Genomic DNA, 26,037 nt, shown 5'->3' on the forward strand with positions numbered 1-26,037 from the left:
TGCTTTCTTGTCGACAATAGCGTCGCAAGACAACAGTGGAGCTAGTAGATGGCAACTATCAACCAGCTGGTACGTCAGCCGCGCAAGCGTATCGTCGAGAAATCCGACGTTCCTGCGCTGCAGAACTGCCCGCAACGTCGTGGCGTGTGCACTCGCGTGTACACCACTACGCCGAAAAAACCTAACTCGGCACTGCGTAAAGTCTGCCGTGTGCGCCTGACCAACGGTTTCGAGGTTTCCTCGTACATCGGTGGTGAAGGTCACAACCTGCAAGAGCACAGCGTGGTCCTGATCCGTGGCGGTCGTGTAAAAGACTTGCCAGGTGTTCGTTACCACACCGTTCGCGGTTCCCTGGATACTTCCGGCGTCAAAGGTCGTAACCAAGGCCGTTCGAAATACGGTACCAAAAAGCCTAAGGCCTAAGTGCTTCGGGTTTTTGATTGATTTTGCAGAATTTCATTTTTTTGAGTCGATAAGAGTAAGGTCGGACGCATTCATCAACCAATGCCTGTTCCGAGCTAACCTGAAGACCGTTTGAGGGCTTATCCATGCCGAGAAGACGCGTAGCAGCCAAGCGCGAAGTGCTTGACGATCCAAAATACGGAAGCCAGATCCTGGCCAAGTTCATGAACCACGTGATGGAAAGCGGCAAGAAAGCCGTTGCCGAGCGTATCGTTTATGGCGCCCTGGACAAGGTTAAAGAGCGCAAGAACAGCGACCCCCTGGAAATCTTCGAGAAAGCTCTCGACGCCATCGCTCCGCTGGTCGAAGTGAAGTCGCGCCGTGTTGGCGGTGCGACCTACCAGGTTCCTGTCGAAGTTCGTCCGTCTCGCCGTAACGCGCTGGCAATGCGCTGGCTGGTAGACTTCGCCCGTAAGCGTGGCGAGAAGTCTATGGCTCTGCGCCTGGCTGGCGAACTGCTGGACGCTGCCGAAGGCAAGGGTGCTGCAGTGAAGAAGCGTGAAGACGTTCACCGTATGGCCGAAGCCAACAAGGCTTTCTCGCACTACCGCTTCTAATCGCCGCATCAATATTTTTGCGAGGGCTTTATGGCTCGTACTACACCGATCAACCGCTACCGTAACATTGGTATCGTCGCTCACGTGGATGCTGGTAAAACCACCACCACCGAGCGCGTCCTTTTTTACACCGGCAAAAGCCACAAAATGGGCGAGGTGCATGACGGCGCCGCGACCACAGACTGGATGGTGCAGGAGCAGGAGCGTGGTATTACCATTACTTCTGCTGCTATTACCGCCTTCTGGCAGGGTTCCGAGAAGCAACACAAGGACCAATACCGCTTCAACGTCATTGACACCCCGGGCCACGTAGACTTCACCATTGAAGTTGAGCGTTCCCTGCGTGTACTCGACGGCGCGGTCGTTGTGTTCTGTGGTACTTCGGGTGTCGAGCCTCAGTCCGAAACCGTATGGCGTCAGGCCAACAAGTACGGTGTTCCACGTCTTGTTTACGTCAACAAGATGGACCGTGCCGGTGCTGACTTCCTGCGCGTAGTCGGTCAGATCAAGCAGCGCCTGGGTCACACCCCGGTGCCGATCCAGCTGGCTATCGGTTCTGAAGACAACTTCCAGGGTCAGATCGATCTGATGTCCATGGAAGCGGTCTACTGGAACGATTCCGACAAGGGCATGGTCCCACGTCGCGAGCCGATCCCGGCCGAACTGCAGGAACTGGCTGAAGAGTGGCGCAGCAACATGGTCGAGGCCGCTGCCGAAGCCAACGAAGAGCTGATGAACAAGTACCTCGAAGGTGAAGAGCTCACCAACGAAGAAATCAAGCTCGCTCTGCGTCAGCGCACCATCGCTGGTGAGATCGTTCTGGCTGTCTGCGGTTCTTCGTTCAAGAACAAGGGTGTTCCCCTGGTTCTCGACGCCGTGATCGACTACCTGCCGGCCCCGGTCGACATTCCCGCCATCAAGGGTACTGACCCGGATGACGAGACCAAGGACCTGGAGCGTCATGCAGACGACAACGAGCCGTTCTCGGCCTTGGCGTTCAAGATCGCTACCGACCCATTCGTGGGTACCCTGACCTTCGTCCGCGTCTACTCAGGCGTGTTGGCCTCCGGCGACGGCGTGATCAACTCGGTAAAAGGCAAGAAAGAGCGCGTGGGTCGTATGGTGCAAATGCACGCAAACGCCCGCGAAGAGATCAAGGAAGTGCGCGCTGGCGACATCGCGGCCCTGATCGGCATGAAGGACGTCACCACCGGTGAAACCTTGTGCAACGCTGACAAGCCAATCATCCTGGTTCGCATGGACTTCCCGGAGCCGGTTATTTCGGTTGCCGTTGAGCCAAAGACCAAGGATGACCAGGAAAAAATGGGTATCGCACTGGGCAAGCTTGCTCAGGAAGACCCTTCTTTCCGTGTCAAGACTGATGAAGAGACTGGTCAGACGATCATCTCCGGCATGGGCGAGTTGCACCTGGACATCCTGGTCGACCGTATGCGCCGCGAGTTCAACGTTGAAGCCAACATCGGTAAGCCTCAGGTTTCCTATCGTGAGCGCATCACGAAGAACTGTGAAATCGAAGGCAAGTTCGTTCGTCAGTCCGGTGGTCGCGGCCAGTTTGGTCACTGCTGGATCCGTTTTGCACCTGCTGACGAAGGTCAGGAAGGTCTGCAATTCGTGAACGAGGTCGTGGGTGGCGTGGTTCCTAAGGAATACATCCCGGCTATCCAGAAGGGCATTGAAGAGCAGATGAAGAACGGCGTCGTTGCCGGCTATCCGCTGATCGGCCTGAAGGCTACTGTGTTTGATGGTTCTTACCACGACGTCGACTCGAACGAGATGGCGTTTAAGGTGGCTGCCTCCATGGCGACCAAGCAACTGGCCCAGAAGGGCGGTGGTGAGTTGCTTGAGCCGATCATGGCGGTAGAGGTTGTTACGCCTGAAGACTATATGGGTGATGTCATGGGCGACCTTAACCGTCGTCGCGGCATGATTCTGGGTATGGAAGATACGGTGTCCGGCAAGGTGATTCGTGCCGAGGTTCCGTTGGGCGAAATGTTCGGTTATGCGACCGACGTTCGTTCCATGTCTCAGGGTCGCGCAAGCTACTCTATGGAATTCAAAAAATACAATACAGCTCCGTCGCACATCGTCGAAACTGTAACCAAAAAACAAGGCTGATTAGCTGAGTTAATCCCCCTTTAGGCTAGGAGTTCACTGTCGTGGCTAAAGAAAAATTTCAACGTAACAAACCGCACGTCAACGTAGGCACCATCGGTCACGTCGACCACGGTAAAACCACTCTGACTGCTGCTCTGACTCGCGTTTGCTCCGAAGTTTTCGGTTCGGCAAAAGTTGACTTCGACAAGATCGACAGCGCGCCAGAAGAAAAAGCTCGTGGTATCACCATCAACACCGCTCACGTGGAATACGATTCGGCCGTGCGTCACTACGCGCACGTTGACTGCCCAGGTCACGCCGACTACGTAAAAAACATGATCACCGGTGCTGCCCAGATGGACGGCGCGATCCTGGTTTGCTCGGCTGCCGATGGCCCGATGCCACAAACCCGTGAGCACATCCTGCTGTCCCGTCAGGTTGGCGTTCCGTACATCGTTGTCTTCCTGAACAAGGCTGACATGGTTGACGACGCAGAGCTGCTGGAACTGGTCGAGATGGAAGTTCGCGATCTGCTGAGCACCTACGACTTCCCAGGTGATGACACTCCAATCATCATCGGTTCGGCTCTGATGGCTCTGAACGGCCAGGACGACAACGAAATGGGTACCTCGGCCGTCAAGAAGCTGGTCGAGACTCTGGACAGCTACATCCCAGAGCCAGTTCGTGCGATCGACAAGCCGTTCCTGATGCCAATCGAAGACGTGTTCTCGATCTCGGGTCGCGGTACTGTTGTAACCGGTCGTGTTGAGCGTGGCATCATCAAGATCCAGGAAGAAGTGGAAATCGTGGGTCTGCGTGACACCACCAAGACTACTTGCACTGGCGTCGAGATGTTCCGCAAGCTGCTGGACGAAGGTCGTGCTGGTGAGAACTGCGGCGTTCTGCTGCGTGGCACCAAGCGTGACGACGTTGAGCGTGGCCAGGTTCTGGTCAAGCCAGGCACCGTCAAGCCGCACACTCAGTTCGAAGCTGAAATCTATGTTCTGAGCAAAGAAGAAGGTGGCCGTCACACGCCATTCTTCAAAGGCTACCGTCCACAGTTCTACTTCCGTACTACCGACGTAACCGGTAGCTGCGAACTGCCGGAAGGCGTAGAGATGGTCATGCCAGGTGATAACGTCAAAGTTGCCGTTACCCTGATCAAGCCAATCGCTATGGAAGACGGTCTGCGTTTCGCCATTCGTGAAGGCGGTCGTACCGTCGGCGCCGGCGTCGTGGCCAAAATCATCGCCTAAGCGTTGATTTGAAGAAAAAGCCCCCGCCTTGCGGGGGCTTTTTTATTTGGTTGACACTGTCCAAGGGCGTCTATAGAATTGCGCCTCCTTTAATCGGGCCTATTGCGCTCGGTGGGAATAGCAATCGGAGTCTGGAATCCAATGCAAAATCAACAAATCCGTATCAGGTTGAAGGCTTTCGACCATCGCCTGATCGACCAATCGACCCAGGAAATCGTGGAAACCGCGAAACGTACTGGTGCACAGGTGCGTGGTCCTATTCCACTGCCTACCCGTAAGGAGCGGTTCACCGTTCTGGTTTCCCCGCACGTCAACAAAGACGCGCGCGACCAGTACGAAATCCGCACTCACAAGCGCGTCCTGGATATCGTCCAGCCAACGGATAAAACCGTTGACGCTCTTATGAAGCTGGATCTTGCGGCCGGTGTGGAAGTACAGATCAGCCTCGGCTAAGACTTGGGTCTTAGTCGTGTAACGCTCTGAAATGGGCGGCCATAGCGGGTGAAAGCCCCGTACACTCATGAGGTTTATAACATGACTATTGGTGTAGTCGGGCGTAAGTGTGGGATGACCCGCATTTTCACCGAAGAAGGTGTCTCCATTCCGGTCACGGTCATTGAGATCGAGCCGAATCGCGTCACTCAGTTCAAAACCGAAGAAACCGATGGCTATCGTGCAGTGCAAGTCACTGTCGGCGAGCGTCGTGCTTCGCGTGTGACCGCAGCTCAGGCGGGTCACTTCGCCAAGGCCAACGTTGCTGCAGGTCGTACCGTCCTGGAATTCCGTCTTGAAGAAGGCGAATACAAGGCTGGCGATCTGATCAATGCCGAAATCTTTGCCGCAGGCCAACTGGTAGATGTTACCGGTCAGTCCAAGGGTAAGGGCTTCGCGGGTACTATCAAGCGCTGGAACTTCCGCGGCCAAGATAACACCCACGGCAACTCGGTCTCCCACCGCGTCCCGGGCTCTATCGGCCAGTGCCAGACTCCTGGTCGTGTATTCAAGGGCAAGAAAATGTCCGGTCATATGGGCGCTGAGCGCGTGACCGTGCAGTCCCTTGAAGTAGTGCGCGTGGACGCTGAACGCAACCTGCTGCTGGTCAAGGGTGCCGTTCCTGGCGCTACTGGCGGCAATCTGGTTGTACGTCCAGCAGCCAAGGCTCGCGGTTAAGGGGAAGCTGACATGCAATTAAACGTAAATGACGCTCAGGCAATCGAAGTTTCCGAACTGACATTTGGCGGCGAATTCAACGAGACGCTGGTGCACCAGGCAGTCGTGGCCTACATGGCTGGCGGTCGTCAGGGCAGCAAGCAGCAAAAGACCCGTTCCGACGTATCCGGTGGCGGTAAGCGCCCTTGGCGTCAGAAAGGTACTGGCCGTGCTCGTGCCGGTACTATCCGCAGCCCAATCTGGCGCGGCGGCGGCACCACTTTCGCAGCGCGTCCTCAGGATCACTCGCAGAAGCTCAACAAGAAGATGTATCGCGCAGCACTGCGCTCCATCCTCGCTGAGCTGGTACGTACTGATCGCCTGGTCGTGGTTCAGGACTTCTCCGTAGAAGCGCCGAAAACCAAAGACCTGCTGGGCAAGCTGAACGACATGGGTCTCACCGACGTCCTGATCGTTTCTGACGCCGTTGACCAGAATCTGTACCTGGCTGCTCGCAACCTGCCGCACGTCGACGTACGTGACGTACAAGGTTCCGATCCGGTCAGTCTGATCGCATACGACAAGGTTCTGATTACCGTGTCGGCCGTGAAGAAATTCGAGGAGCTGCTGGGATGAACCAGGAACGCGTATTTAAAGTTCTGCTTGGCCCGCATGTTTCCGAGAAGGCCACAGTTCTGGCTGACAAGAAAGGTCAGTTCGTATTCAAGGTTGCGACCGATGCAACCAAGCTTGAAATCAAGAAGGCTGTCGAAGCGCTGTTCAGCGTGAAGGTAGAGCGCGTCACGACCCTGAATGTTCTGGGTAAGACAAAGCGTACTGCTCGCGGTCTGGGCAAGCGTAATGACTGGAAGAAGGCAGTTATCTCCCTTCAGCCAGGCCAAGATCTCGATTTCAGCAGCAGTGCTGAGTAAGGAAGGGGTGCATCATGGCAATCGTTAAATGCAAACCGACTTCCCCTGGCCGCCGTTTTGTGGTCAAGGTGGTCAACAAGGAGCTGCATAAAGGCGCTCCTCACGCACCGCTGCTCGAGAAAAAATCGAAGTCTGGTGGTCGTAACAACAATGGTCGTATCACTACTCGTCACATTGGTGGTGGTCACAAGCAGCATTACCGTCTGGTCGACTTCCGTCGCAACGACAAGGATGGCATCGCTGCCATCGTTGAGCGTATCGAATACGATCCAAACCGTACTGCTCACATTGCCCTGCTGCGTTATGCAGACGGCGAGCGTCGCTACATCATCGCCCCTAAAGGCGTGAGTGCAGGCGACCAGCTGATCTCCGGTGCCCTGGCTCCAATCAAGCCTGGTAACACTCTGCAGCTTCGCAGCATCCCGGTCGGTAGCACCATTCACGCTATCGAGCTCAAGCCTGGTAAAGGTGCTCAGATCGCACGTTCCGCTGGCGCATCCGCTCAGCTGATCGCTCGTGAAGGTGTCTACGTGACTCTGCGTCTTCGCTCCGGCGAAATGCGTAAAGTACTGGCTGAGTGCCGTGCAACGCTGGGTGAAGTCTCGAACTCCGAGCACAGCCTGCGTTCGCTGGGTAAAGCTGGTGCCAAACGCTGGCGTGGCGTTCGCCCAACCGTTCGTGGTGTTGCCATGAACCCGGTTGACCACCCACATGGTGGTGGTGAAGGTCGTACCTCCGGTGGTCGTCATCCGGTATCGCCATGGGGCTTCCCAACCAAGGGTGCGAAGACTCGTGGTAATAAGCGTACCGACAAAATGATCGTCCGTCGTCGCAAGTAAATAGAGGGATACGACAGTGCCACGTTCTCTGAAAAAAGGTCCTTTTATTGATCTTCACCTACTGAAGAAGATCGAAGTGGCGGCGGAGAAGAACGATCGCAAACCAGTTAAGACCTGGTCTCGTCGTTCGATCATCCTGCCACAAATGGTCGGTCTGACCATCGCAGTACACAACGGCCGCCAACACGTACCAGTTCTGGTAAGTGAAGACATGGTTGGCCATAAACTGGGCGAGTTTGCCGGTACCCGTACTTATCGCGGGCACGTGGCAGACAAGAAAGCCAAGCGTTAAGGGGTAAGGAACGATGGAAGTAGCCGCTAAGTTGTCGGGCGCTCGAATCTCCGCCCAGAAAGCCCGCTTGGTCGCCGACCAGATTCGCGGGAAGAAGGTGGGCGAGGCGCTCAACCTGTTGGCTTTCAGCAGCAAAAAAGCCGCTGAGATCCTGAAAAAATTGCTGGAGTCGGCCGTAGCCAACGCCGAGCATAACGAAGGCGCAGACGTTGATGACCTGAAGGTCTCCACCGTTTTCGTCAACGAAGGGCGTTCGCTGAAGCGCATCATGCCACGTGCCAAAGGCCGTGCTGATCGCATCGTCAAGCGGTCTTGCCATATCACTGTCAAGGTTGCTGACAAGTAACGGAGTCGAAGAGATGGGTCAGAAAGTACATCCCATTGGCATTCGCCTGGGAATCGTCAAGGAGCACACCTCCGTCTGGTACGCAGACGGCCGCACTTATGCAGACTACCTGTTGGCAGATCTGAAAGTGCGTGAGTACCTCCAGGACAAATTAAAAAGCGCGTCCGTAAGCCGTATCGATATCCATCGTCCGGCTCAGACAGCACGCATCACCATCCACACCGCTCGTCCCGGCATCGTGATCGGCAAGAAGGGTGAGGATGTTGAAAAACTGCGTCAGGACCTGACCAAGCAAATGGGTGTGCCCGTGCACATCAATATCGAAGAGATCCGCAAGCCGGAACTCGACGGTATGCTGGTTGCCCAGAGCGTTGCTCAGCAGCTGGAGCGTCGTGTGATGTTCCGTCGCGCCATGAAGCGCGCCGTACAGAACGCCATCCGCATTGGTGCCAAAGGCATCAAGATCCAGGTGAGCGGTCGTCTCGGCGGTGCTGAAATCGCACGTACTGAATGGTATCGCGAAGGGCGTGTGCCACTGCACACCCTGCGTGCCGACATCGACTATGCCACTTACGAAGCTCACACCACTTACGGTGTGATCGGTGTAAAGGTTTGGATCTTCAAAGGCGAAGTAATTGGTGGTCGCCAGGAAGAGCTGAAACCTCAAGCACCAGCGCCTCGTAAAAAAGCTGCCAAGTAAGGGGTACGCCAAATGTTGCAACCAAAGCGTACGAAGTTCCGCAAGCAGATGACCGGCCACAACCGTGGTCTGGCACTGCGCGGTAGCAAGGTCAGCTTCGGCGAATTCGCGCTGAAAGCTGTTGCCCGCGGTCGTCTCACCGCCCGTCAGATCGAGTCGGCACGTCGTGCCCTGACCCGTCACGTAAAACGTGGCGGCAAGATCTGGATCCGTGTATTCCCGGACAAGCCGGTTACCAAGAAGCCTCTCGAAGTGCGGATGGGTAAAGGTAAGGGTTCGGTAGAATACTGGGTTGCCCAGATCCAGCCAGGCAAAGTCCTGTACGAGATCGAAGGTGTTTCTGAAGAGTTGGCGCGTGAGGCATTTGCCTTGGCGGCTGCAAAGCTGCCACTCGCCACCTCCTTTGTTAAGCGGACGGTGATGTGATGAAAGCGAATGAACTTCGTGAGAAATCAGCACAGCAGCTGAACGAGCAACTGCTCGGCCTGCTGCGCGACCAGTTCAATCTGCGTATGCAGAAAGCAACTGGTCAGTTGGGGCAGTCGCACCTGCTCTCGCAAGTTAAGCGTGACATCGCTCGCGTGAAAACTGTGCTCAACCAGCAGGCAGGTAAGTGATCATGGCTGAAGCTGAAAAAACCGTCCGCACGCTGACCGGCCGTGTCGTCAGCGACAAAATGGACAAGACCATCACCGTTTTGATCGAGCGTCGCGTCAAGCACCCGATCTACGGTAAATACGTTAAGCGTTCGACTAAGCTGCACGCGCACGACGAAACCAATCAGTGCCACATCGGCGACAAGGTCACGATTCGTGAAACTCGTCCGGTAGCCAAGACCAAGTCTTGGGCCCTGGTTGAGATCCTCGAACGTGCTGTGGAAGTCTAAGGGCTAGGGGTCGGAGAAATTTTATGATTCAGACTCAATCCATGCTCGATGTGGCCGACAACAGTGGCGCTCGCCGTGTGATGTGCATCAAGGTGTTGGGCGGTTCTCATCGTCGTTACGCCGGTATCGGTGACATCATCAAAGTGACCGTCAAGGAAGCCATTCCTCGCGGTAAAGTGAAGAAAGGCCAGGTGATGACTGCTGTTGTAGTCCGCACCCGTCACGGCGTTCGCCGTGCCGACGGTTCGATCATTCGCTTCGATGGTAACGCTGCTGTTCTGCTGAACAACAAGCAAGAGCCGATCGGTACCCGTATCTTTGGGCCAGTGACACGTGAACTTCGCGGTGAGAAGTTCATGAAGATCGTCTCGCTCGCCCCTGAAGTGCTGTAAGGAGATCCGACATGCAAAAGATTCGTCGTGACGACGAGATCATCGTGATCGCCGGCAAAGACAAAGGTAAGCGCGGTAAGGTGCTGAAGGTGCTCGCTGACGACCGTCTGGTCGTGGGTGGGATCAACCTGGTCAAGCGCCATACCAAGCCTAACCCGATGTCGGGCGTACAGGGCGGTATCGTCGAGAAAGAAGCGCCATTGCACGCTTCTAACGTAGCCATTTTCAACAGCGAAACCAGCAAGGCTGATCGCGTAGGCTTCAAAGTTGAAGAAGGCAAAAAAATTCGTGTCTTCAAGTCGACCCAAAAAGCGGTTGATGCTTGAACACTGCTAGGTAGAAGACCATGGCACGACTGAAAGAGATTTATCGGAAGGAAATCGCTCCCAAGCTTAAGGATGAACTTAAGCTGGCGAACGTGATGGAAGTTCCGCGCGTTACCAAAATCACCCTGAACATGGGTCTGGGCGAAGCGATCGGCGACAAGAAAGTCATCGAACACGCTGTGGCTGATCTGGAAAAGATCACCGGTCAGAAAGCCATTGTGACTTACGCTCGTAAATCCATCGCGGGCTTCAAAGTTCGTGAGGGCTGGCCGATTGGCGTCAAGGTCACTCTGCGCCGTGATCGTATGTACGAATTCCTGGATCGTCTGCTGTCGATCTCCCTGCCTCGGGTCCGCGACTTCCGCGGCCTGAATGCCAAGTCCTTCGATGGTCGTGGCAACTACAGCATGGGCGTGAAAGAGCAGATCATCTTCCCGGAAATCGATTACGACAAGATCGATGCTCTGCGCGGTCTGGACATTACCCTGACCACCACTGCCAAGAACGATGAAGAAGGCCGTGCGCTGCTGCGTGCTTTCAAATTCCCGTTCCGCAACTGATTGGAGTAGGACTAATGGCCAAGAAGAGCATGAAGAACCGTGAGCTGAAGCGTCAGCTCACCGTTGCCAAGTACGCCAAGAAGCGTGCCGAGCTGAAAGCAATCATCGTCGATCTGAACGCAAGTCCAGAAGCGCGTTGGGAAGCGACCGTAGCTCTGCAGAAGCAACCACGTGATGCAAGCGCTGCGCGCCTGCGTAACCGTTGCCGCCTGACGGGTCGTCCGCACGGTGTTTACCGCAAGTTCGGCCTTGGCCGTAACATGCTGCGTCAAGCTGCTATGCGTGGTGACGTACCAGGTCTGGTCAAAGCCAGCTGGTAACAACTGTCTAGCGTCGCCAGGCCGACGGGTCAAACCGTCGGTCAGTGCGAAGCCTGATAATGAATCAAGCCCCTTTTGGGGCTTGATTCATTTCTGGCCTAGGTCTAGAATTGCCGGCTCGCCTGAGCCCGTGTTTTTCAATAAACCGGTGTTGCTCGGCGATACGTTGTAGCCGCAAGGCTAATATTTTTTGTATCAGGAGCGTCTAGCCCATGAGTATGCAGGACCCGTTAGCGGACATGCTAACTCGTATCCGTAATGCCCAGATGGCCGAAAAGCCCGTTGTAAGCATGCCATCCTCCACGTTGAAGGTGGCTGTAGCCAAAGTCCTGAAGGACGAAGGTTACATTGCGGATTACCAGGTCAGCGGCGAAGTCAAGCCTTCGCTGTCTATCGAGCTGAAGTACTTCGAGGGCCGTCCGGTCATCGAGGAAGTCAAACGCGTCAGCCGTCCAGGCCTGCGTCAGTACAAGTCCTCCGACGATCTGCCAAAAGTTCGTGGCGGTCTCGGTGTGTCTATCGTCTCCACCAACAAAGGTGTGATGACGGATCGTGCTGCACGCGCTGCCGGTGTCGGTGGCGAAGTGCTTTGCACAGTGTTCTAAGGGGGGGATAGGTATGTCACGCGTAGCTAAGAACCCCGTCAAGCTGCCATCGGGCGTCGAAGTCAAACTCGTCGGTCAGCAGCTTTCGGTGAAGGGTACCAAGGGTACTCTTGAACTGAACGTCCATTCGTCCGTTGAAGTTGTTGAAGAGTCCGGTGAGCTGCGTTTCGCTGCTCGCAACGGCGATCAACAGACTCGCGCAATGGCCGGTACCACCCGTGCCCTGGTCAACAACATGGTCCAAGGCGTAAGCCAAGGCTTCGAGCGCAAGCTCCAGCTGGTCGGTGTTGGTTACAAGGCGCAAGTTAAAGGCTCGGTCCTGAACCTGGCACTTGGCTTCTCGCACCCGGTGGATTACGAACTGCCAAATGGCATCACCGCTGAGACCCCCAGCCAGACCGATATCCTGATTCGCGGTATCGACAAGCAGTTGGTTGGTCAAGTGGCCGCTGAGATCCGCGACTTCCGCCGTCCAGAGCCTTACAAAGGCAAAGGTGTGCGCTACGCGGACGAAGTCGTCCGTCGTAAAGAAGCCAAGAAGAAGTAGGGCATAGCAAATGACCGTCAAAAAAGTTACCCGACTGCGTCGCGCTCGCAAAGCACGCCTGAAAATGCACGAACTCGAAGTCGTGCGCCTCTGCGTGCACCGCTCTTCGCAGCACATTTATGCCCAGGTCATCTCGGCCGACGGCAGCAAGGTCCTGGCAAGCGCCTCGACCTTGGACAAAGAACTGCGTGATGCTGCCACCGGCAACATCGAGGCGGCCACTAAGGTTGGCAAGTTGGTTGCTGAGCGTGCTAAGGCCGCTGGCGTATCGCAAGTTGCTTTCGACCGTTCTGGCTTCAAGTACCACGGCCGTGTCAAAGCGCTGGCTGATGCTGCTCGTGAAGGCGGGCTGGAGTTCTAAGTTATGGCAAATAACGACCAAAAACGCGACGAAGGTTACATCGAGAAACTCGTCCAGGTTAACCGCGTTGCCAAGACCGTCAAAGGCGGTCGTATTTTCACCTTCACCGCGTTGACCGTGGTAGGTGATGGCAAAGGCCGTGTTGGCTTCGGTCGCGGTAAATCGCGCGAAGTACCTGCTGCTATCCAGAAAGCTATGGAAGCTGCTCGTCGCAACATGATCCAGGTTGATCTGGACGGCACCACCCTGCAGTACGCTATCAAGTCCGCCCACGGCGCCTCGAAGGTGTACATGCAGCCTGCTTCCGAAGGTACCGGTATCATCGCCGGCGGCGCCATGCGTGCCGTACTGGAAGTGGCTGGTGTCCAGAACGTTCTGGCCAAGTGCTACGGCTCGACTAACCCTGTAAACGTGGTTCACGCCACTTTCAAGGGTCTGAAGAGCATGCAGTCTCCTGAGTCCATCGCTGCCAAACGTGGCAAGCGTGTTGAGGAGATCGTCTGATCATGGCTACCGTTAAAGTAACGTTGATCAAAAGCGTCGCCGGCCGTCTCCCTAACCACAAGCTGTGCGTTAAGGGTCTGGGTCTGCGTCGCATCGGTCACACCGTAGAAGTCCTTGATACTCCCGAGAATCGCGGGATGATCAACAAGGCCTACTACCTGCTGCGCGTCGAGGGTTAATCGATGAAACTCAATGATCTGAGTCCTGCTCCAGGATCCCGTCCTGAGAAGCATCGTCCGGGCCGTGGTATCGGTAGCGGTTTGGGCAAGACCGGTGGCCGTGGCCACAAAGGTCAGACCTCCCGTTCCGGTGGCACCATCGCTCCGGGCTTCGAGGGTGGCCAACAGCCTCTGCATCGTCGTCTGCCGAAGTTCGGTTTCGTTTCCCTGAAAGCCATGGACCGCGCAGAAGTGCGTCTGTCCGAGCTGGCCAAAGTGGAAGGCGACATCGTTTCCGTGCAGTCCCTGAAAGATGCCAACGTGATCAACCAGAACGTACAGCGTGTGAAAATCATGCTGTCGGGCGAAGTGACTCGCGCTGTCACCATCAAGGGTATCGCCGTCACCAAAGGTGCACGTGCGGCTATCGAAGCAGCTGGCGGCAAGTTCGAGGAATAAATGGCTAAGCAAGGTGCTCTCTCAGCGCTCAGCAAAGGCGGGTTGTCCGAACTCTGGGCTCGACTGCGTTTCCTGTTCATGGCGATTATCGTCTATCGGATCGGTGCGCATATCCCAGTGCCAGGTATCAACCCGGACCGGCTGGCCGAACTGTTTCGACAGAATGAGGGGACCATTCTTAGCTTGTTCAACATGTTTTCCGGTGGTGCACTGGAACGGATGAGCATCTTTGCACTGGGGATCATGCCGTACATCTCGGCATCGATCATCATGCAGCTGATGACCGCCGTCAGTCCGCAACTGGAGCAGTTGAAGAAGGAAGGTGAGGCTGGTCGTCGCAAGATCAGCCAATACACCCGCTATCTCACCGTCATCCTGGCCCTGGTTCAAGCTGTCGGCATGTCCGTCGGCTTGGCCGGTCAGGGCGTTGCGTTCTCTGCAGACTTCGGTTTCCACTTCGTGGCCGTCACCACCTTTGTGGCGGGGGCGATGTTCATGATGTGGCTGGGCGAGCAGATTACAGAGCGCGGTGTTGGCAACGGTATCTCGATGTTAATTTTCGCAGGTATTGTTGCCGGTCTTCCGAGGGCGATCGGGCAGTCTTTCGAGTCTGCACGTCAGGGCGATATCAACATTTTCGCGTTGGTCGCCATCGGGTTGCTGGCTGTAGCGATCATCGGTTTCGTGGTGTTCATTGAGCGTGGCCAGCGTCGCATCGCTGTGCATTACGCCAAGCGTCAGCAGGGCCGCAAGGTCTTCGCTGCGCAGACCAGCCACTTGCCGTTGAAGGTGAACATGGCAGGCGTCATTCCGGCCATTTTCGCCAGCAGCATTCTGCTGTTCCCGGCTTCGCTGGGGTCCTGGTTTGGTCAGTCCGAAGGTCTGGGCTGGTTGCAGGACATCTCGCAGTCGATCGCTCCTGGTCAGCCGTTGAACATTCTGCTGTTTAGTGCAGGGATCATTTTCTTCTGCTTCTTCTATACGGCGTTGATGTTCAATCCGAAAGACGTAGCGGAAAACCTGAAAAAGTCCGGTGCCTTTATTCCGGGCATCCGTCCAGGTGAGCAGTCGGCCCGCTACATTGATGGCGTGCTGACCCGTTTGACCCTGTTCGGTGCTCTCTATATGACGGCGGTGTGCCTGCTTCCCCAGTTCCTGGTGGTCGCGGCCAACGTTCCGTTCTACCTTGGCGGGACCTCGTTGCTGATCGTGGTCGTGGTTGTGATGGACTTCATGTCGCAAGTACAATCGCACCTCGTTTCGCACCAGTATGAATCCCTGATGAAGAAAGCCAACCTGAAGGGCTACGGTGGCGGCAATATGCTGCGCTGAGAGACCCATAAGGTTCGAGGAGTTGGTGATGAAAGTTCGTGCATCGGTGAAAAAGCTGTGCCGCAACTGCAAGATTATTCGCCGCGAAGGTGTCGTTCGAGTAATTTGCAGCGCGGAACCACGTCATAAGCAGCGCCAAGGCTGATTGTGAGCTGTGTTTAAGCCCAGCAGCTAGTGCGCTGCTGGGTTGATTATTTGTTACTACAGCGATATTATCTCGCGCCCTATTTCTTGGCTTCCGGGGCGTAGGTAGCTGTCAACTGGAGTTCCACTGAATGGCCCGTATTGCAGGCGTTAACATTCCGGATAACAAGCATACTGTTATCTCGCTGACCTACATCTACGGTGTTGGTCGCACCACTGCGCAGAAAATCTGTGCAGTTTCCGGGGTCAACCCGGCCGCAAAGATCAAGGATCTGAGCGACGAGCAGATCGAACAACTGCGTGGCGAAGTAGCGAAGCTCACCACTGAAGGTGACCTGCGTCGCGAAATCAACATGAAGATCAAACGCTTGATGGACCTGGGCTGCTACCGCGGTCTTCGTCATCGTCGTGGTCTGCCAGTACGCGGTCAGCGTACCAAGACCAACGCACGTACTCGCAAAGGTCCGCGTAAGCCGATCCGCAAGTAATCGTTTTAGCGTTTCGACAGGAATATAGTCATGGCAAAACCTGCTGCTCGTCCTCGTAAGAAAGTCAAAAAGACAGTGGTTGATGGCATCGCCCACATCCACGCGTCTTTTAACAACACCATCGTCACCATCACCGATCGTCAAGGTAACGCGCTGTCTTGGGCTACCTCCGGCGGTTCGGGTTTCCGTGGTTCGCGTAAGTCCACCCCGTTCGCAGCTCAAGTAGCCGCCGAGCGTGCTGGTCAAGCCGCGCTGGAGTACGGTCTGAAGAACCTCGACGTTAACGTCAAGGGTCCAGGCCCAGGTCGTGAGTCCGCTGTCCGTGCATTGAACGGCTGTGGCTATAAGATCGCCAGCATCACCGACGTGACGCCAATCCCGCACAACGGGTGCCGTCCGCCGAAGAAGCGCCGCGTGTAATCCAGGAGACTGTAAGAAATGGCTCGTTACATTGGTCCAAAATGCAAACTTGCTCGCCGTGAAGGCACCGACCTCTTTCTGAAGAGCGGTGTTCGCGCACTCGAGTCCAAGTGCAACATCGAAGCAGCTCCAGGCATCCACGGTCAGCGCCGCGGTCGTCAGTCCGATTACGGCACCCAGCTGCGTGAAAAGCAAAAAGTACGTCGTATCTACGGTGTTCTCGAGCGTCAGTTCAGCGGCTACTACAAGCAAGCCGCGAGCAAGAAAGGTGCAACCGGTGAAAACCTGCTGCAACTGCTCGAATGCCGTCTGGACAACGTCGTATACCGTATGGGCTTCGGCTCGACGCGTGCCGAATCCCGTCAGCTGGTTTCGCACAAGTCCATCAGCGTAAACGGTCAGACCGTCAACGTGCCTTCGTATCAGGTGCGTGCTGGTGACGTTGTTGCTGTACGTGAAAAAGCTAAGAACCAACTGCGTATTGTCCAGGCTCTGGATCTGTGTGCCCAACGTGGCCGCGTAGAATGGGTAGACGTAGACACTGAGAAGAAATCGGGCGTTTTCAAAAGCGTTCCTGCTCGCAGTGATCTATCCGCCGACATCAACGAAAGCCTGATTGTCGAGCTCTACTCCAAGTAAGGGCTAGAAAATAGGTGCATCCATGCAGAGTTCGGTAAATGAGTTCCTGACACCCCGCCATATTGATGTGCAGGTTGTCAGTCCAACCCGCGCCAAGATCACGCTCGAGCCTCTCGAGCGTGGCTTTGGCCACACCCTGGGCAACGCGCTGCGTCGCATTCTGTTGTCCTCCATGCCCGGCTGTGCAGTAGTCGAGGCCGAGATCGACGGTGTACTCCATGAGTACAGCGCGATCGAAGGTGTACAGGAAGATGTCATTGAAATCCTGTTGAACCTCAAGGGCCTGGCTATCAAGCTGCACGGTCGAGACGAAGTTACGCTGACCTTGTCTAAAAAGGGTTCGGGGGTGGTTACCGCTGCCGATATTCAGCTGGATCACGATGTCGAGATCGTCAACCCCGATCACGTAATCGCTAACCTGGCGTCCAACGGCGTCCTGAACATGAAGCTCACCGTAGCTCGTGGTCGTGGTTATGAGCCGGCAGACTCGCGTCAGAGCGATGAAGACGAAAGCCGCAGCATTGGTCGCTTGCAGCTTGACTCTTCGTTCAGTCCGGTACGTCGTATCGCTTACGTGGTGGAAAACGCCCGTGTCGAGCAGCGTACCAACCTGGACAAGCTGGTTATTGATCTGGAAACCAACGGTACCCTGGATCCTGAAGAGGCTATCCGCCGCGCTGCAACCATCCTGCAACAGCAGTTGGCTGCGTTCGTCGACCTCAAGGGTGACAGTGAGCCAGTGGTAGTCGAACAGGAAGACGAGATCGATCCGATCCTGCTTCGTCCGGTTGACGATTTGGAACTGACTGTACGTTCGGCCAACTGCCTGAAGGCGGAGAACATCTACTACATCGGCGACCTGATTCAGCGCACCGAAGTAGAGTTGTTGAAAACTCCGAACCTGGGCAAGAAGTCCCTGACCGAGATCAAGGACGTATTGGCCTCCCGTGGTCTGTCACTCGGCATGCGCCTCGACAACTGGCCGCCGGCAAGTCTTAAGAAGGACGACAAGGCCACGGCCTGATCGTCGTAATCACCGAACGAGAGTTTGGTAAGGAATGAACCATGCGTCATCGTAAAAGTGGACGTCACCTGAGCCGTACCAGCTCCCACCGCAAAGCCATGTTCCAGAACATGGCGGTGTCGCTGTTCGAGCACGAGCTGATCAAGACTACCCTGCCGAAAGCCAAGGAACTGCGCCGCGTTGCCGAGCCGCTGATCACTCTGGCCAAGGTAGACAGCGTTGCCAATCGCCGTCTGGCTTTTGACCGTACCCGTTCGAAAGAAATGGTCGGCAAGCTGTTCAACGATCTGGGTAAGCGCTACGCCACCCGTCAGGGCGGCTACCTGCGTATCCTGAAGTGCGGTTTCCGCGCTGGCGACAACGCGCCTATGGCGTACGTCGAGCTGGTTGATCGTCCTGTTGGCGGCGCTGTAGAAGCTGCTGAATAAGACGTCAGTCTGATCACAAGAAACCGGGCCCTGTGCCCGGTTTTTTGTGGCCTGTGAATAGCTATTGCTTATGCCTATCAACATTTAACAATCAATCAATTTACCCTTGTAACGATTCTGGACGATACTCTGCCTCATGCCGATTAGCCGGCTGCATCGAGCCTGAGGAATATAAATAATGAGCCAGAATAGAACCCTTACCACCGCCAGCGGCGCACCCGTTGCGGATAACCAGAACTCTCGTTCCGCAGGCCCGCGTGGCCCTCTGTTGCTTGAAGATTTTCACCTGATCGAAAAGCTGGCCCACTTCAATCGCGAAAATATCCCTGAGCGCCGTGTGCACGCCAAAGGCTCGGGTGCCCATGGCACCTTTACCGTTACGCGCGACATCACCCAATACAGCCATGCCCGGCTGTTTGAGGCGGTCGGCAAACAGACGCCGATCTTCCTGCGCTTTTCCACGGTCGGTGGCGAGCGTGGCTCGGCAGACACCGAGCGCGACCCGCGCGGCTTTGCGCTCAAGTTCTATACCGAAGAAGGCAATTGGGACATCGTCGGCAATAACACCCCGGTGTTTTTCATCCGTGATCCGATGAAATTCCCCGACTTTATCCACACCCAGAAGCGCCTGCCGCAAAGCAACCTGAAAAGTGCGCAGATGATGTGGGATTTCTGGTCGCATTCGCCCGAGGCGCTGCACCAGGTCACCATCCTGTTCTCGGACCGTGGCATCCCCGACGGCTACCGCCATATGCACGGCTTCGGCAGCCACACCTACAGCCTGATCAATGCCGCCGGTGAGCGTCATTGGGTCAAGTGGCACTACAAGACCCGCCAGGGCATCAAGAACCTGCCGCCGGCTGAAGCCGCACGTCTGGCCGGTACCGACCCCGATTACGCCCAGCGTGACCTGTTTGGCGCCATCGAGCGCGGCGACTTCCCGAAATGGCAGGTGTGCATCCAGCTCATGACCGAAGAGCAGGCCGCCAATCACTACGAGAATCCGTTCGATGTGACCAAGACCTGGTCGCAAAAGGAATTCCCGCTGATCGAAGTGGGCGAGCTGGAACTCAACCGTAACCCGCTCAATTACTTTGCCGAAGTCGAGCAGGCCGCCTTCGGTCCGAGCAACATGGTGCCTGGCGTCGGTCTGTCGCCGGACCGTATGCTGCAAGGTCGCGTGTTCGCCTATGCCGATGCGCATCGCTACCGTGTCGGTACCAATCACCAGCACCTGCCAATCAACGCTGCGCTGAGCCCTGTGCACACCTATCAGCGTGACGGTGCCATGGCCCTGGGTGACAACGGTGGTGCCGCACCGAACTACGAGCCCAACAGCTACGCCGATGCGCCCAAGCAGGCGCCTCGCTACGCGGAACCTGCCCTGTCGCTCAGCGGCACGGCTGATCGTCATGATCATCGCGAAGACACCGACTACTACAGTCACGCTGGCAAACTGTTCAACCTGATGAACGATGAGCAGAAAGCCCTGCTGATCAGCAACATTGCCGGGGCCATGGCCGGCGTCAGCGACGATGTGGTGCAGCGTCAGTTGCAGCATTTCTTCAAGGCCGATGCCGCTTATGGTCAAGGTGTTGCCAACGCATTGGGCGTAACCTTGAGCTAAGTCGTAGTGATAAACAGAACCGCCCGCATTTGGGCGGTTTTTCGCATCTGGATGTCCGATTTTCGCAGCTTTTTATCGAGTTATTGCGTCAACGGTCGTGACCTTGGAGAAGCCTTGGTTCAAAATACAGCCTTTCAGTAGGAGATGGACGGCGATGCAAGGCCACCCAGACGTAATCGATTATCTCAACACGTTGCTCACCGGCGAGCTCGCTGCCCGCGACCAATATTTCATCCACTCGCGCATGTACGAAGATTGGGGTTTCGCCAAGCTCTACGAGCGCATCAACCATGAGATGGAAGAAGAGGGCCAGCACGCCGACGCGCTGATCCGTCGGATCCTGATGCTCGAAGGCACGCCGCGCATGCGCCCGGACGACCTGGACGTCGGCACCACCGTGCCGGAGATGCTCGCCAGCGACTTGCGCCTGGAATACAAGGTGCGCGCCGCCCTGTGCAAAGGCATCGCGTTGTGCGAGCAGCATGGCGACTACATCAGCCGTGACATCCTGCGCGCCCAGCTGGCCGACACCGAAGAAGACCACACCTACTGGCTGGAGCAGCAGATGGGCCTGATCAAGGCCATCGGCCTGCAGAACTACCTGCAATCGCAGTTCTGATTCAAGCGCCCATGAAAAAGCCCCTGCACGCTCTGTGTCAGGGGCTTTTTTCATGGCGCGGAATCAGGCGCGATCACGTTCCAGCAGCGGCTTGAGGTAGTGCCCGGTATAGGACTGCTCCATCCCGGCGACCTGTTCGGGCGTGCCGACGGCAATGATCTGCCCGCCGCGTGAGCCGCCTTCAGGACCCAGGTCCACGAGCCAGTCGGCGGTCTTGATCACATCCAGGTTGTGCTCGATCACCACCACCGTATTGCCGTGGTCGCGCAGGCGATGCAAGACGTCGAGCAATTGCTGGATATCGGCAAAGTGCAGACCTGTGGTCGGCTCGTCGAGGATGTACAGGGTCTTGCCGGTGTCACGCTTGGACAGCTCGCGTGACAGCTTGACCCGCTGCGCTTCACCGCCCGACAGCGTGGTCGCCGACTGGCCCAGCTTGATGTACGACAGCCCCACATCCATCAGCGTCTGCAGCTTGCGCGCCAGGGCCGGTACGGCCTCGAAGAAATCGCGGGCGTCCTCGATGGTCATTTCCAGCACCTCGTGGATGTTCTTGCCCTTGTACTTGATCTCCAGCGTCTCGCGGTTGTAGCGCTTGCTCTTGCACACATCGCACGGCACGTAGATGTCGGGCAGAAAGTGCATTTCGACCTTGATCAGACCGTCGCCCTGGCACGCCTCGCAGCGCCCACCCTTGACGTTGAAGGAAAAACGCCCAGGCCCGTAGCCGCGTGAACGTGATTCCGGCACTCCGGAAAACAGCTCACGGATCGGCGTGAACAGCCCGGTATAAGTCGCCGGATTGGAGCGGGGCGTACGGCCGATCGGGCTTTGATCGATGTCCACCACCTTGTCCAGGTGCTGCAGGCCATTGATGCTGTCATGCGCCGAGGCTTCCAGCGTGGTGGCACCATTCAGGGCCGTGGCGCTGAGCGGAAACAATGTGTTGTTGATCAGCGTCGACTTGCCCGACCCGGATACGCCGGTCACGCAGGTCAGCAGGCCGATGGGGATTTCCAGGTTCACATTGCGCAGGTTGTTGCCGCGCGCGCCCTTGAGGGTCAGCGACAGCTTCTTGTTGCGCGGTGTGCGCTTGGCCGGCACGGCAATCTTCACCCGGCCCGACAAGTACTTGCCGGTCAGCGAGTCAGGATGATTCATGACTTCATCAGGCGTACCCTCAGCCACGATCTGCCCGCCATGCACACCGGCGCCAGGGCCGATGTCCACGACGTAGTCGGCCAGGCGAATGGCGTCTTCGTCGTGCTCGACCACGATCACCGTGTTGCCGATGTCACGCAGGTGCTTGAGCGTGCCCAGCAGGCGATCGTTGTCGCGCTGGTGCAGGCCGATGGACGGCTCGTCGAGGATGTACATGACGCCCACCAGGCCCGCGCCAATCTGGCTGGCCAGGCGAATCCGCTGGGCTTCGCCCCCCGACAGGGTGTCGGCGCTGCGGTCCAGGGTCAGGTAATCAAGCCCGACGTTGACCAGAAACTGCAGGCGCTCGCAGATCTCCTTGAGAATCTTGGCGGCAATCTCGCCGCGGCGTCCGGTCAGGGTCAGGCCGGCAAAATACTCGGTGGCATCACCGATCGGCATGCCGGTAACGGCCGGCAGGGTCTTTTCGCCCACCCATACATGCCGCGCCTCACGGCGCAGGCGAGTGCCGCGGCAATCCGGGCAGGCCTGGGTGCTGAGCAACTTGGCCAGCTCTTCACGCACGCTGGCCGACTCGGTCTCACGATAGCGGCGCTCCAGGTTCGGCACGATGCCTTCGAATGCATGCGCACGCTTGACGATGTCGCCGCGGTCGTTGAGGTAGCGAAATTCCACGCTGTGGCTGCCGCTGCCGTGCAGCAGGACCTTCTGGATCTCGGCGGGCAGCAGCTTGAACGGCTCGTCCAGGCTGAAGCTGTAGTGTTGCGCCAGTGAGCCAAGCATCTGGAAGTAATACACGTTGCGCCGGTCCCAGCCGCGTATCGCCCCCTCGGCCAGGGTCAGCTCGGCATTGACCAGCCGCTTGACGTCGAAGAACTGCTTCACGCCCAGACCGTCACAGGTCGGACAGGCGCCGGCCGGGTTGTTGAACGAAAACAGCTTGGGCTCCAGCTCGCTGATCGCATGACCGCAGATCGGGCAGGCGAAGCGTGCAGAGAAAATCATTTCTTCGCCAGGCTCGTCGTCCATCGGCGCAACCCAGGCAATGCCATCGGCCAGTTGCAAGGCGGTCTCGAAGGACTCGGCCAGGCGCTGCTGCAGGTCGTTGCGTACCTTGAAGCGGTCGACCACCACATCAATGGAGTGCTTCTTCTGTTTATCCAGCTTCGGCACTTCATCGAGTTCGTACAGCTTGCCGTTGATCCGGGCCCGCACGAAGCCCTGGGCGCGCAGCTCCTCGAACACCGACAGGTGCTCGCCCTTGCGCTCGCGGACCACGGGGGCCAGCAGCATCAGCCGGCGGCCTTCGGGTTGCGCCAGCACCAGGTCGACCATCTGGCTGACGGTCTGGGCTTCCAGCGCAATATCGTGATCCGGACAGCGCGGCTGACCGACCCGCGCATACAGCAGGCGCAGGTAGTCGTAGATTTCGGTGATGGTGCCAACGGTAGAGCGCGGGTTGTGCGAGGTCGATTTCTGTTCGATGGAAATCGCCGGCGACAGGCCTTCGATGGTGTCAACGTCAGGCTTTTCCATCATCGACAGAAACTGTCGGGCATAAGCCGACAGCGACTCGACGTAGCGGCGTTGCCCCTCGGCATAGAGCGTGTCGAATGCCAGCGACGACTTGCCCGAGCCTGAAAGTCCGGTAATGACGATCAGCTTGTCGCGAGGAAGGGTCAGGTCGATATTTTTCAGGTTGTGGGTTCGAGCCCCACGAATCAGGATTTTGTCCACTGCGGCCTCGCTTGGCGGGCATAAACGACGGAGTATACGGCTCCACTGCAATGCGCGGCAAAGCGCCGCGTATGTGCTGTATGACGATGGGACTGGTAGAATCGCCGCCGGTTCACACGAGGTTTTTCCATGCAAGATCCCCATAGCGAACGCATGAGTGGCGTCGAGACCCGCGCCGCCGGTGGGCTGGCGCTGGTGTTTGCGTTCCGTATGCTTGGCATGTTCATGGTCCTGCCGGTCCTGTCGACCTACGGCATGGACCTGGCCGGCGCCACGCCTGCGCTGATCGGCCTGGCCATCGGCGCCTATGGCTTGACCCAGGCCATCCTGCAGATCCCGCTGGGCTTCATCTCCGACCGCATTGGCCGGCGCCCGGTGATCTACCTGGGCTTGCTGATCTTTGCCATCGGCAGCGTGGTGGCCGCCAACGCACATTCGATCGAGGGTGTGATCCTGGGCCGTGTGCTGCAAGGGGCGGGCGCCATTTCGGCGGCCGTGATGGCGCTGCTGTCGGACCTGACCCGCGAGCAGCACCGCACCAAGGCCATGGCCATGATCGGCATGACCATCGGTCTGTCGTTCGCCATCGCCATGGTCATCGGTCCGTTGCTCACCAGCGCCTTCGGCCTGTCGGGGCTGTTCCTGGCCACTGGCGGGATGGCCTTGCTGGGCATCCTGATCGTTGCCTTCGTCGTGCCCAAGGCCGGTGGCCCCTTGATGCACCGTGAGTCGGGCGTCGACAAGCAGGCCCTGGGGGCGACCCTGCGCCATCCGGACCTGCTGCGCCTGGACGTGGGCATCTTCGTGCTGCATGCCATGCTCATGTCCAGCTTCGTCGCCTTGCCGCTGGCGCTGGTCGAACGGGCCGGCCTGCCCAAGGAGCAGCACTGGTGGGTGTACCTGACCGCGCTGCTGGTGTCGTTCTTCGCGATGATTCCGTTCATCATCTACGGCGAGAAGAAGCGCCGAATGAAGCGCGTGCTGCTGGGCGCGGTCGCGGTTCTGATGCTCTCTGAAATATACTTCTGGGCTTTTGGCGACACGCTGCGGACTCTGGTGATCGGCAGCGTGGTATTCTTCACCGCGTTCAACCTGCTCGAAGCCACGCTGCCTTCACTGATCAGCAAAGTGGCGCCAGCAGGCGGCAAGGGCACGGCCATGGGGGTGTATTCCACCAGTCAGTTCCTCGGCTCGGCGCTCGGTGGCATCCTGGGCGGCTGGCTGTACCAGCAAGGTGGCCTGGACGTGGTATTCCTCGGGTGTGCCGCCATGGCCGGCGTCTGGCTGATCGTCGCCATGACCATGCGCGAGCCGCCCTACGTGACCAGCCTGCGCCTGCCGCTGTCGGACCAGGCGCAACGCGAAGCGGGCCTGGCACAACGCCTGATGTCCGTACCCGGCGTGACCGATGCAGTGGTCGTGACCGAAGAAGCAGCTATCTATATCAAACTTGATGCAAAACTATTGGATCGTGCGTCGCTCGAAAGGCTGGTCAACAATCCAGCCGCTCAAACGTGCGAAGCCTAGGAGAACGTTATGGCCCGTGGGGTTAACAAAGTCATATTGGTCGGTACATGCGGCCAGGATCCCGAAGTCCGTTACCTGCCTAACGGCAACGCCGTGACCAACCTGAGTCTGGCGACCAGCGAGCAGTGGACCGACAAGCAGAGCGGCCAGAAGGTCGAAAAGACCGAATGGCACCGCGTGTCGATGTTCGGCAAGGTCGCCGAGATCGCTGGCGAATACCTGCGCAAGGGTTCGCAGGTCTACATCGAGGGCAAGCTGCAGACCCGCGAGTGGGAAAAAGACGGTATCAAGCGCTACACCACCGAGATCATCGTCGACATGCAGGGCACCATGCAGCTGTTGGGCGGCCGTCCACAGGGTGATGCCCAGCAAGGCCAGGGCGGCGGCGGTAACAACTACGCCCAGTCCGCACCGCGCCCACAGCAGTCGCGCCCGGCGCCTGCGCCTCAGCAGCAGCCACAGTCGTACGGCCAGCCACCGCAGCGCGAGTCGCGTCCTGCGCCCCAGCAGGCACCGCAGCCGGCTGCGGATTTCGACAGCTTCGATGACGATATTCCGTTCTAAGCGCCGCATTTCAGGGCTGTAACAACAAGAAGCGAAGCCATTGATCCGGCTTCGCTTTTTGCTGTCCGCACGTATGACATTGACATGGGCGCAAGCGCGTTCAAGGGTCTTCAGTAAACAAAGAGACGCTGATATAGAAGAACGCGATCACAGGCCACCCATCCCGCGTGTTCACCAGCGTTTCCTCGGACCCCATGCCGATCATGTAAGGCCGGCGTGTTTGTTCATCACGGTAAAAATGAAGGGTCGAGTCCCAGTCGCAGCACATGAACCGGAGCGCAGGCAAGCCGAAGGCCTGGCGCATGTACCGTTCAGCCTCATGCGCATCCGAGCCTTTCACGCGGTAACGCGCCACGAAGGGTTTTTCCTGGATATCGTTGTGCTGGGTGCATTCCAGCAACACGACAAATTCAGGCTTGTTGCTCAGTTGCGCGAGGAAATCCCCGCAGTGCGGTTGCGCCTTCGCGCCACCCGCCGAAATCAACAGCAGCAGGAAGAAAAGGTCGTGGCACAGGCTTTTCACTGACATATTCATGGCCACGTTCGCGCAGGGTCTCTGAA

At 57.4% G+C, this 26,037-nt stretch carries 38 protein-coding genes; 36 read left to right on the forward strand and 2 right to left on the reverse strand.

Annotated features, from left to right (window positions below; all coding sequences use genetic code 11):
- The first annotated feature begins 48 nt into the window (after positions 1 to 48).
- The 34 genes from rpsL to bfr all read left to right on the forward strand — a co-directional run bounded on the left by rpsL (position 49) and on the right by bfr (position 20,487).
- Positions 49 to 423 (forward strand): 30S ribosomal protein S12, encoded by a 375-nt coding sequence (rpsL, locus tag DGA31_RS24265; RefSeq protein ID WP_056836288.1) that lies wholly within the window; start codon positions 49 to 51, stop codon positions 421 to 423.
- Between the two features lie 125 nt (positions 424 to 548).
- Positions 549 to 1,019: a 30S ribosomal protein S7 gene (rpsG, locus tag DGA31_RS24270; protein ID WP_010490886.1), complete on the forward strand. Its 471-nt coding sequence runs from the start codon at positions 549 to 551 to the stop codon at positions 1,017 to 1,019.
- A gap of 30 nt (positions 1,020 to 1,049) precedes the next feature.
- Positions 1,050 to 3,155 carry an elongation factor G gene (gene fusA / locus DGA31_RS24275; protein WP_056836286.1) on the forward strand — a complete coding sequence of 702 codons (2,106 nt, stop codon included), beginning with the start codon at positions 1,050 to 1,052 and terminating at the stop codon, positions 3,153 to 3,155.
- A 41-nt stretch (positions 3,156 to 3,196) separates the two neighbouring features.
- Entirely contained in the window at positions 3,197 to 4,390 is a 1,194-nt protein-coding gene (gene tuf / locus DGA31_RS24280; RefSeq protein WP_109514259.1) for an elongation factor Tu, read from the forward strand.
- 141 nt (positions 4,391 to 4,531) lie between these two features.
- Complete coding sequence (gene rpsJ, locus DGA31_RS24285) at positions 4,532 to 4,843, forward strand: 30S ribosomal protein S10 (protein ID WP_003186070.1); 312 nt, start codon at positions 4,532 to 4,534, stop codon at positions 4,841 to 4,843.
- Positions 4,844 to 4,924: 81 nt separating this feature from the next.
- The gene (rplC, locus tag DGA31_RS24290) at positions 4,925 to 5,560 is read left to right on the forward strand and encodes a 50S ribosomal protein L3 (RefSeq protein WP_045484141.1); all 636 of its coding nucleotides are present in this window, start codon (positions 4,925 to 4,927) and stop codon (positions 5,558 to 5,560) included.
- A 12-nt stretch (positions 5,561 to 5,572) separates the two neighbouring features.
- The gene (rplD, locus tag DGA31_RS24295) at positions 5,573 to 6,175 is read left to right on the forward strand and encodes a 50S ribosomal protein L4 (protein WP_056836282.1); all 603 of its coding nucleotides are present in this window, start codon (positions 5,573 to 5,575) and stop codon (positions 6,173 to 6,175) included.
- Positions 6,172 to 6,471, forward strand: coding sequence for a 50S ribosomal protein L23 (gene rplW, locus DGA31_RS24300; protein ID WP_056836280.1), 300 nt, complete (start codon positions 6,172 to 6,174; stop codon positions 6,469 to 6,471). The genes rplD and rplW overlap by 4 nt, the downstream gene beginning before the upstream one ends.
- A 14-nt stretch (positions 6,472 to 6,485) precedes the next feature.
- On the forward strand, positions 6,486 to 7,310 hold the full coding sequence (gene rplB, locus DGA31_RS24305) for a 50S ribosomal protein L2 (protein WP_082481378.1): 825 nt from the start codon (positions 6,486 to 6,488) through the stop codon (positions 7,308 to 7,310).
- 16 nt (positions 7,311 to 7,326) lie between these two features.
- The gene (gene rpsS, locus DGA31_RS24310; RefSeq protein ID WP_082481376.1) at positions 7,327 to 7,602 is read left to right on the forward strand and encodes a 30S ribosomal protein S19; all 276 of its coding nucleotides are present in this window, start codon (positions 7,327 to 7,329) and stop codon (positions 7,600 to 7,602) included.
- A gap of 13 nt (positions 7,603 to 7,615) precedes the next feature.
- Positions 7,616 to 7,948, forward strand: a complete 333-nt coding sequence (rplV, locus tag DGA31_RS24315) for a 50S ribosomal protein L22 (protein WP_045484127.1) — start codon at positions 7,616 to 7,618, stop codon at positions 7,946 to 7,948.
- A 13-nt stretch (positions 7,949 to 7,961) separates the two neighbouring features.
- A complete protein-coding gene (rpsC, locus tag DGA31_RS24320; protein ID WP_056836276.1) occupies positions 7,962 to 8,648 on the forward strand; it encodes a 30S ribosomal protein S3 in 687 nt (228 codons plus the stop codon).
- A gap of 12 nt (positions 8,649 to 8,660) precedes the next feature.
- A complete protein-coding gene (rplP, locus tag DGA31_RS24325; protein ID WP_009397508.1) occupies positions 8,661 to 9,074 on the forward strand; it encodes a 50S ribosomal protein L16 in 414 nt (137 codons plus the stop codon).
- A complete protein-coding gene (gene rpmC / locus DGA31_RS24330) occupies positions 9,074 to 9,265 on the forward strand; it encodes a 50S ribosomal protein L29 (RefSeq protein ID WP_002555481.1) in 192 nt (63 codons plus the stop codon). Before rplP ends, rpmC begins: the two co-directional genes overlap by 1 nt.
- 2 nt (positions 9,266 to 9,267) lie before the next feature.
- Positions 9,268 to 9,534 (forward strand): 30S ribosomal protein S17, encoded by a 267-nt coding sequence (gene rpsQ / locus DGA31_RS24335; protein WP_056836323.1) that lies wholly within the window; start codon positions 9,268 to 9,270, stop codon positions 9,532 to 9,534.
- Between the two features lie 23 nt (positions 9,535 to 9,557).
- On the forward strand, positions 9,558 to 9,926 hold the full coding sequence (gene rplN, locus DGA31_RS24340; RefSeq protein WP_045484118.1) for a 50S ribosomal protein L14: 369 nt from the start codon (positions 9,558 to 9,560) through the stop codon (positions 9,924 to 9,926).
- An 11-nt stretch (positions 9,927 to 9,937) separates the two neighbouring features.
- Entirely contained in the window at positions 9,938 to 10,252 is a 315-nt protein-coding gene (gene rplX, locus DGA31_RS24345) for a 50S ribosomal protein L24 (protein ID WP_056836274.1), read from the forward strand.
- Positions 10,253 to 10,272: 20 nt separating this feature from the next.
- Complete coding sequence (rplE, locus tag DGA31_RS24350; protein ID WP_056836272.1) at positions 10,273 to 10,812, forward strand: 50S ribosomal protein L5; 540 nt, start codon at positions 10,273 to 10,275, stop codon at positions 10,810 to 10,812.
- A gap of 14 nt (positions 10,813 to 10,826) precedes the next feature.
- Complete coding sequence (gene rpsN, locus DGA31_RS24355) at positions 10,827 to 11,132, forward strand: 30S ribosomal protein S14 (protein WP_056836271.1); 306 nt, start codon at positions 10,827 to 10,829, stop codon at positions 11,130 to 11,132.
- A 212-nt stretch (positions 11,133 to 11,344) separates the two neighbouring features.
- Positions 11,345 to 11,737 (forward strand): 30S ribosomal protein S8, encoded by a 393-nt coding sequence (gene rpsH, locus DGA31_RS24360; protein WP_056836269.1) that lies wholly within the window; start codon positions 11,345 to 11,347, stop codon positions 11,735 to 11,737.
- Positions 11,738 to 11,750: 13 nt separating this feature from the next.
- Complete coding sequence (gene rplF, locus DGA31_RS24365; RefSeq protein WP_056836267.1) at positions 11,751 to 12,284, forward strand: 50S ribosomal protein L6; 534 nt, start codon at positions 11,751 to 11,753, stop codon at positions 12,282 to 12,284.
- A gap of 10 nt (positions 12,285 to 12,294) precedes the next feature.
- Positions 12,295 to 12,645: a 50S ribosomal protein L18 gene (gene rplR, locus DGA31_RS24370; protein WP_056836265.1), complete on the forward strand. Its 351-nt coding sequence runs from the start codon at positions 12,295 to 12,297 to the stop codon at positions 12,643 to 12,645.
- Positions 12,646 to 12,648: 3 nt separating this feature from the next.
- Complete coding sequence (gene rpsE, locus DGA31_RS24375) at positions 12,649 to 13,149, forward strand: 30S ribosomal protein S5 (RefSeq protein WP_056836263.1); 501 nt, start codon at positions 12,649 to 12,651, stop codon at positions 13,147 to 13,149.
- Between the two features lie 2 nt (positions 13,150 to 13,151).
- Complete coding sequence (gene rpmD, locus DGA31_RS24380) at positions 13,152 to 13,328, forward strand: 50S ribosomal protein L30 (protein WP_056836260.1); 177 nt, start codon at positions 13,152 to 13,154, stop codon at positions 13,326 to 13,328.
- A gap of 3 nt (positions 13,329 to 13,331) precedes the next feature.
- Positions 13,332 to 13,766: a 50S ribosomal protein L15 gene (rplO, locus tag DGA31_RS24385; RefSeq protein WP_056836258.1), complete on the forward strand. Its 435-nt coding sequence runs from the start codon at positions 13,332 to 13,334 to the stop codon at positions 13,764 to 13,766.
- Positions 13,767 to 15,098, forward strand: a complete 1,332-nt coding sequence (secY, locus tag DGA31_RS24390; protein WP_056836255.1) for a preprotein translocase subunit SecY — start codon at positions 13,767 to 13,769, stop codon at positions 15,096 to 15,098.
- A 28-nt stretch (positions 15,099 to 15,126) separates the two neighbouring features.
- Positions 15,127 to 15,243 carry a 50S ribosomal protein L36 gene (gene rpmJ, locus DGA31_RS24395; RefSeq protein WP_002555468.1) on the forward strand — a complete coding sequence of 39 codons (117 nt, stop codon included), beginning with the start codon at positions 15,127 to 15,129 and terminating at the stop codon, positions 15,241 to 15,243.
- A 130-nt stretch (positions 15,244 to 15,373) separates the two neighbouring features.
- A complete protein-coding gene (rpsM, locus tag DGA31_RS24400; RefSeq protein WP_056836253.1) occupies positions 15,374 to 15,730 on the forward strand; it encodes a 30S ribosomal protein S13 in 357 nt (118 codons plus the stop codon).
- Between the two features lie 30 nt (positions 15,731 to 15,760).
- Positions 15,761 to 16,150, forward strand: coding sequence for a 30S ribosomal protein S11 (gene rpsK / locus DGA31_RS24405; RefSeq protein ID WP_002555466.1), 390 nt, complete (start codon positions 15,761 to 15,763; stop codon positions 16,148 to 16,150).
- A gap of 18 nt (positions 16,151 to 16,168) precedes the next feature.
- Positions 16,169 to 16,789, forward strand: coding sequence for a 30S ribosomal protein S4 (gene rpsD, locus DGA31_RS24410; RefSeq protein WP_056836251.1), 621 nt, complete (start codon positions 16,169 to 16,171; stop codon positions 16,787 to 16,789).
- A 22-nt stretch (positions 16,790 to 16,811) separates the two neighbouring features.
- Positions 16,812 to 17,813, forward strand: coding sequence for a DNA-directed RNA polymerase subunit alpha (locus DGA31_RS24415; RefSeq protein ID WP_056836250.1), 1,002 nt, complete (start codon positions 16,812 to 16,814; stop codon positions 17,811 to 17,813).
- A gap of 41 nt (positions 17,814 to 17,854) precedes the next feature.
- The gene (gene rplQ / locus DGA31_RS24420) at positions 17,855 to 18,241 is read left to right on the forward strand and encodes a 50S ribosomal protein L17 (RefSeq protein WP_056836247.1); all 387 of its coding nucleotides are present in this window, start codon (positions 17,855 to 17,857) and stop codon (positions 18,239 to 18,241) included.
- A gap of 178 nt (positions 18,242 to 18,419) precedes the next feature.
- Positions 18,420 to 19,868 carry a catalase gene (locus DGA31_RS24425; protein WP_056836245.1) on the forward strand — a complete coding sequence of 483 codons (1,449 nt, stop codon included), beginning with the start codon at positions 18,420 to 18,422 and terminating at the stop codon, positions 19,866 to 19,868.
- Positions 19,869 to 20,022: 154 nt separating this feature from the next.
- A complete protein-coding gene (bfr, locus tag DGA31_RS24430; RefSeq protein WP_056836243.1) occupies positions 20,023 to 20,487 on the forward strand; it encodes a bacterioferritin in 465 nt (154 codons plus the stop codon).
- A gap of 63 nt (positions 20,488 to 20,550) precedes the next feature.
- On the opposite strand, the gene uvrA is transcribed toward bfr, so the two are convergent.
- Positions 20,551 to 23,385, reverse strand: a complete 2,835-nt coding sequence (gene uvrA / locus DGA31_RS24435) for an excinuclease ABC subunit UvrA (protein WP_161959231.1) — start codon at positions 23,383 to 23,385, stop codon at positions 20,551 to 20,553.
- A gap of 129 nt (positions 23,386 to 23,514) precedes the next feature.
- On the opposite strand from uvrA, the gene DGA31_RS24440 reads away from it, so the two are divergent.
- Both DGA31_RS24440 and DGA31_RS24445 read left to right on the forward strand, forming a co-directional pair.
- Positions 23,515 to 24,912 carry an MFS transporter gene (locus DGA31_RS24440; RefSeq protein ID WP_109514261.1) on the forward strand — a complete coding sequence of 466 codons (1,398 nt, stop codon included), beginning with the start codon at positions 23,515 to 23,517 and terminating at the stop codon, positions 24,910 to 24,912.
- Between the two features lie 9 nt (positions 24,913 to 24,921).
- Positions 24,922 to 25,476: a single-stranded DNA-binding protein gene (locus DGA31_RS24445; protein ID WP_056836237.1), complete on the forward strand. Its 555-nt coding sequence runs from the start codon at positions 24,922 to 24,924 to the stop codon at positions 25,474 to 25,476.
- A gap of 100 nt (positions 25,477 to 25,576) precedes the next feature.
- Here the strand turns inward: DGA31_RS24445 and DGA31_RS24450 are convergent, their stop codons facing one another.
- Entirely contained in the window at positions 25,577 to 26,011 is a 435-nt protein-coding gene (locus DGA31_RS24450; RefSeq protein WP_109514262.1) for a DUF4952 domain-containing protein, read from the reverse strand.
- Positions 26,012 to 26,037 lie beyond the last annotated feature (26 nt).

Origin of the sequence: Pseudomonas ovata, assembly GCF_003131185.1 — a bacterium.
GTDB classification, from domain to species: domain Bacteria; phylum Pseudomonadota; class Gammaproteobacteria; order Pseudomonadales; family Pseudomonadaceae; genus Aquipseudomonas; species Aquipseudomonas ovata.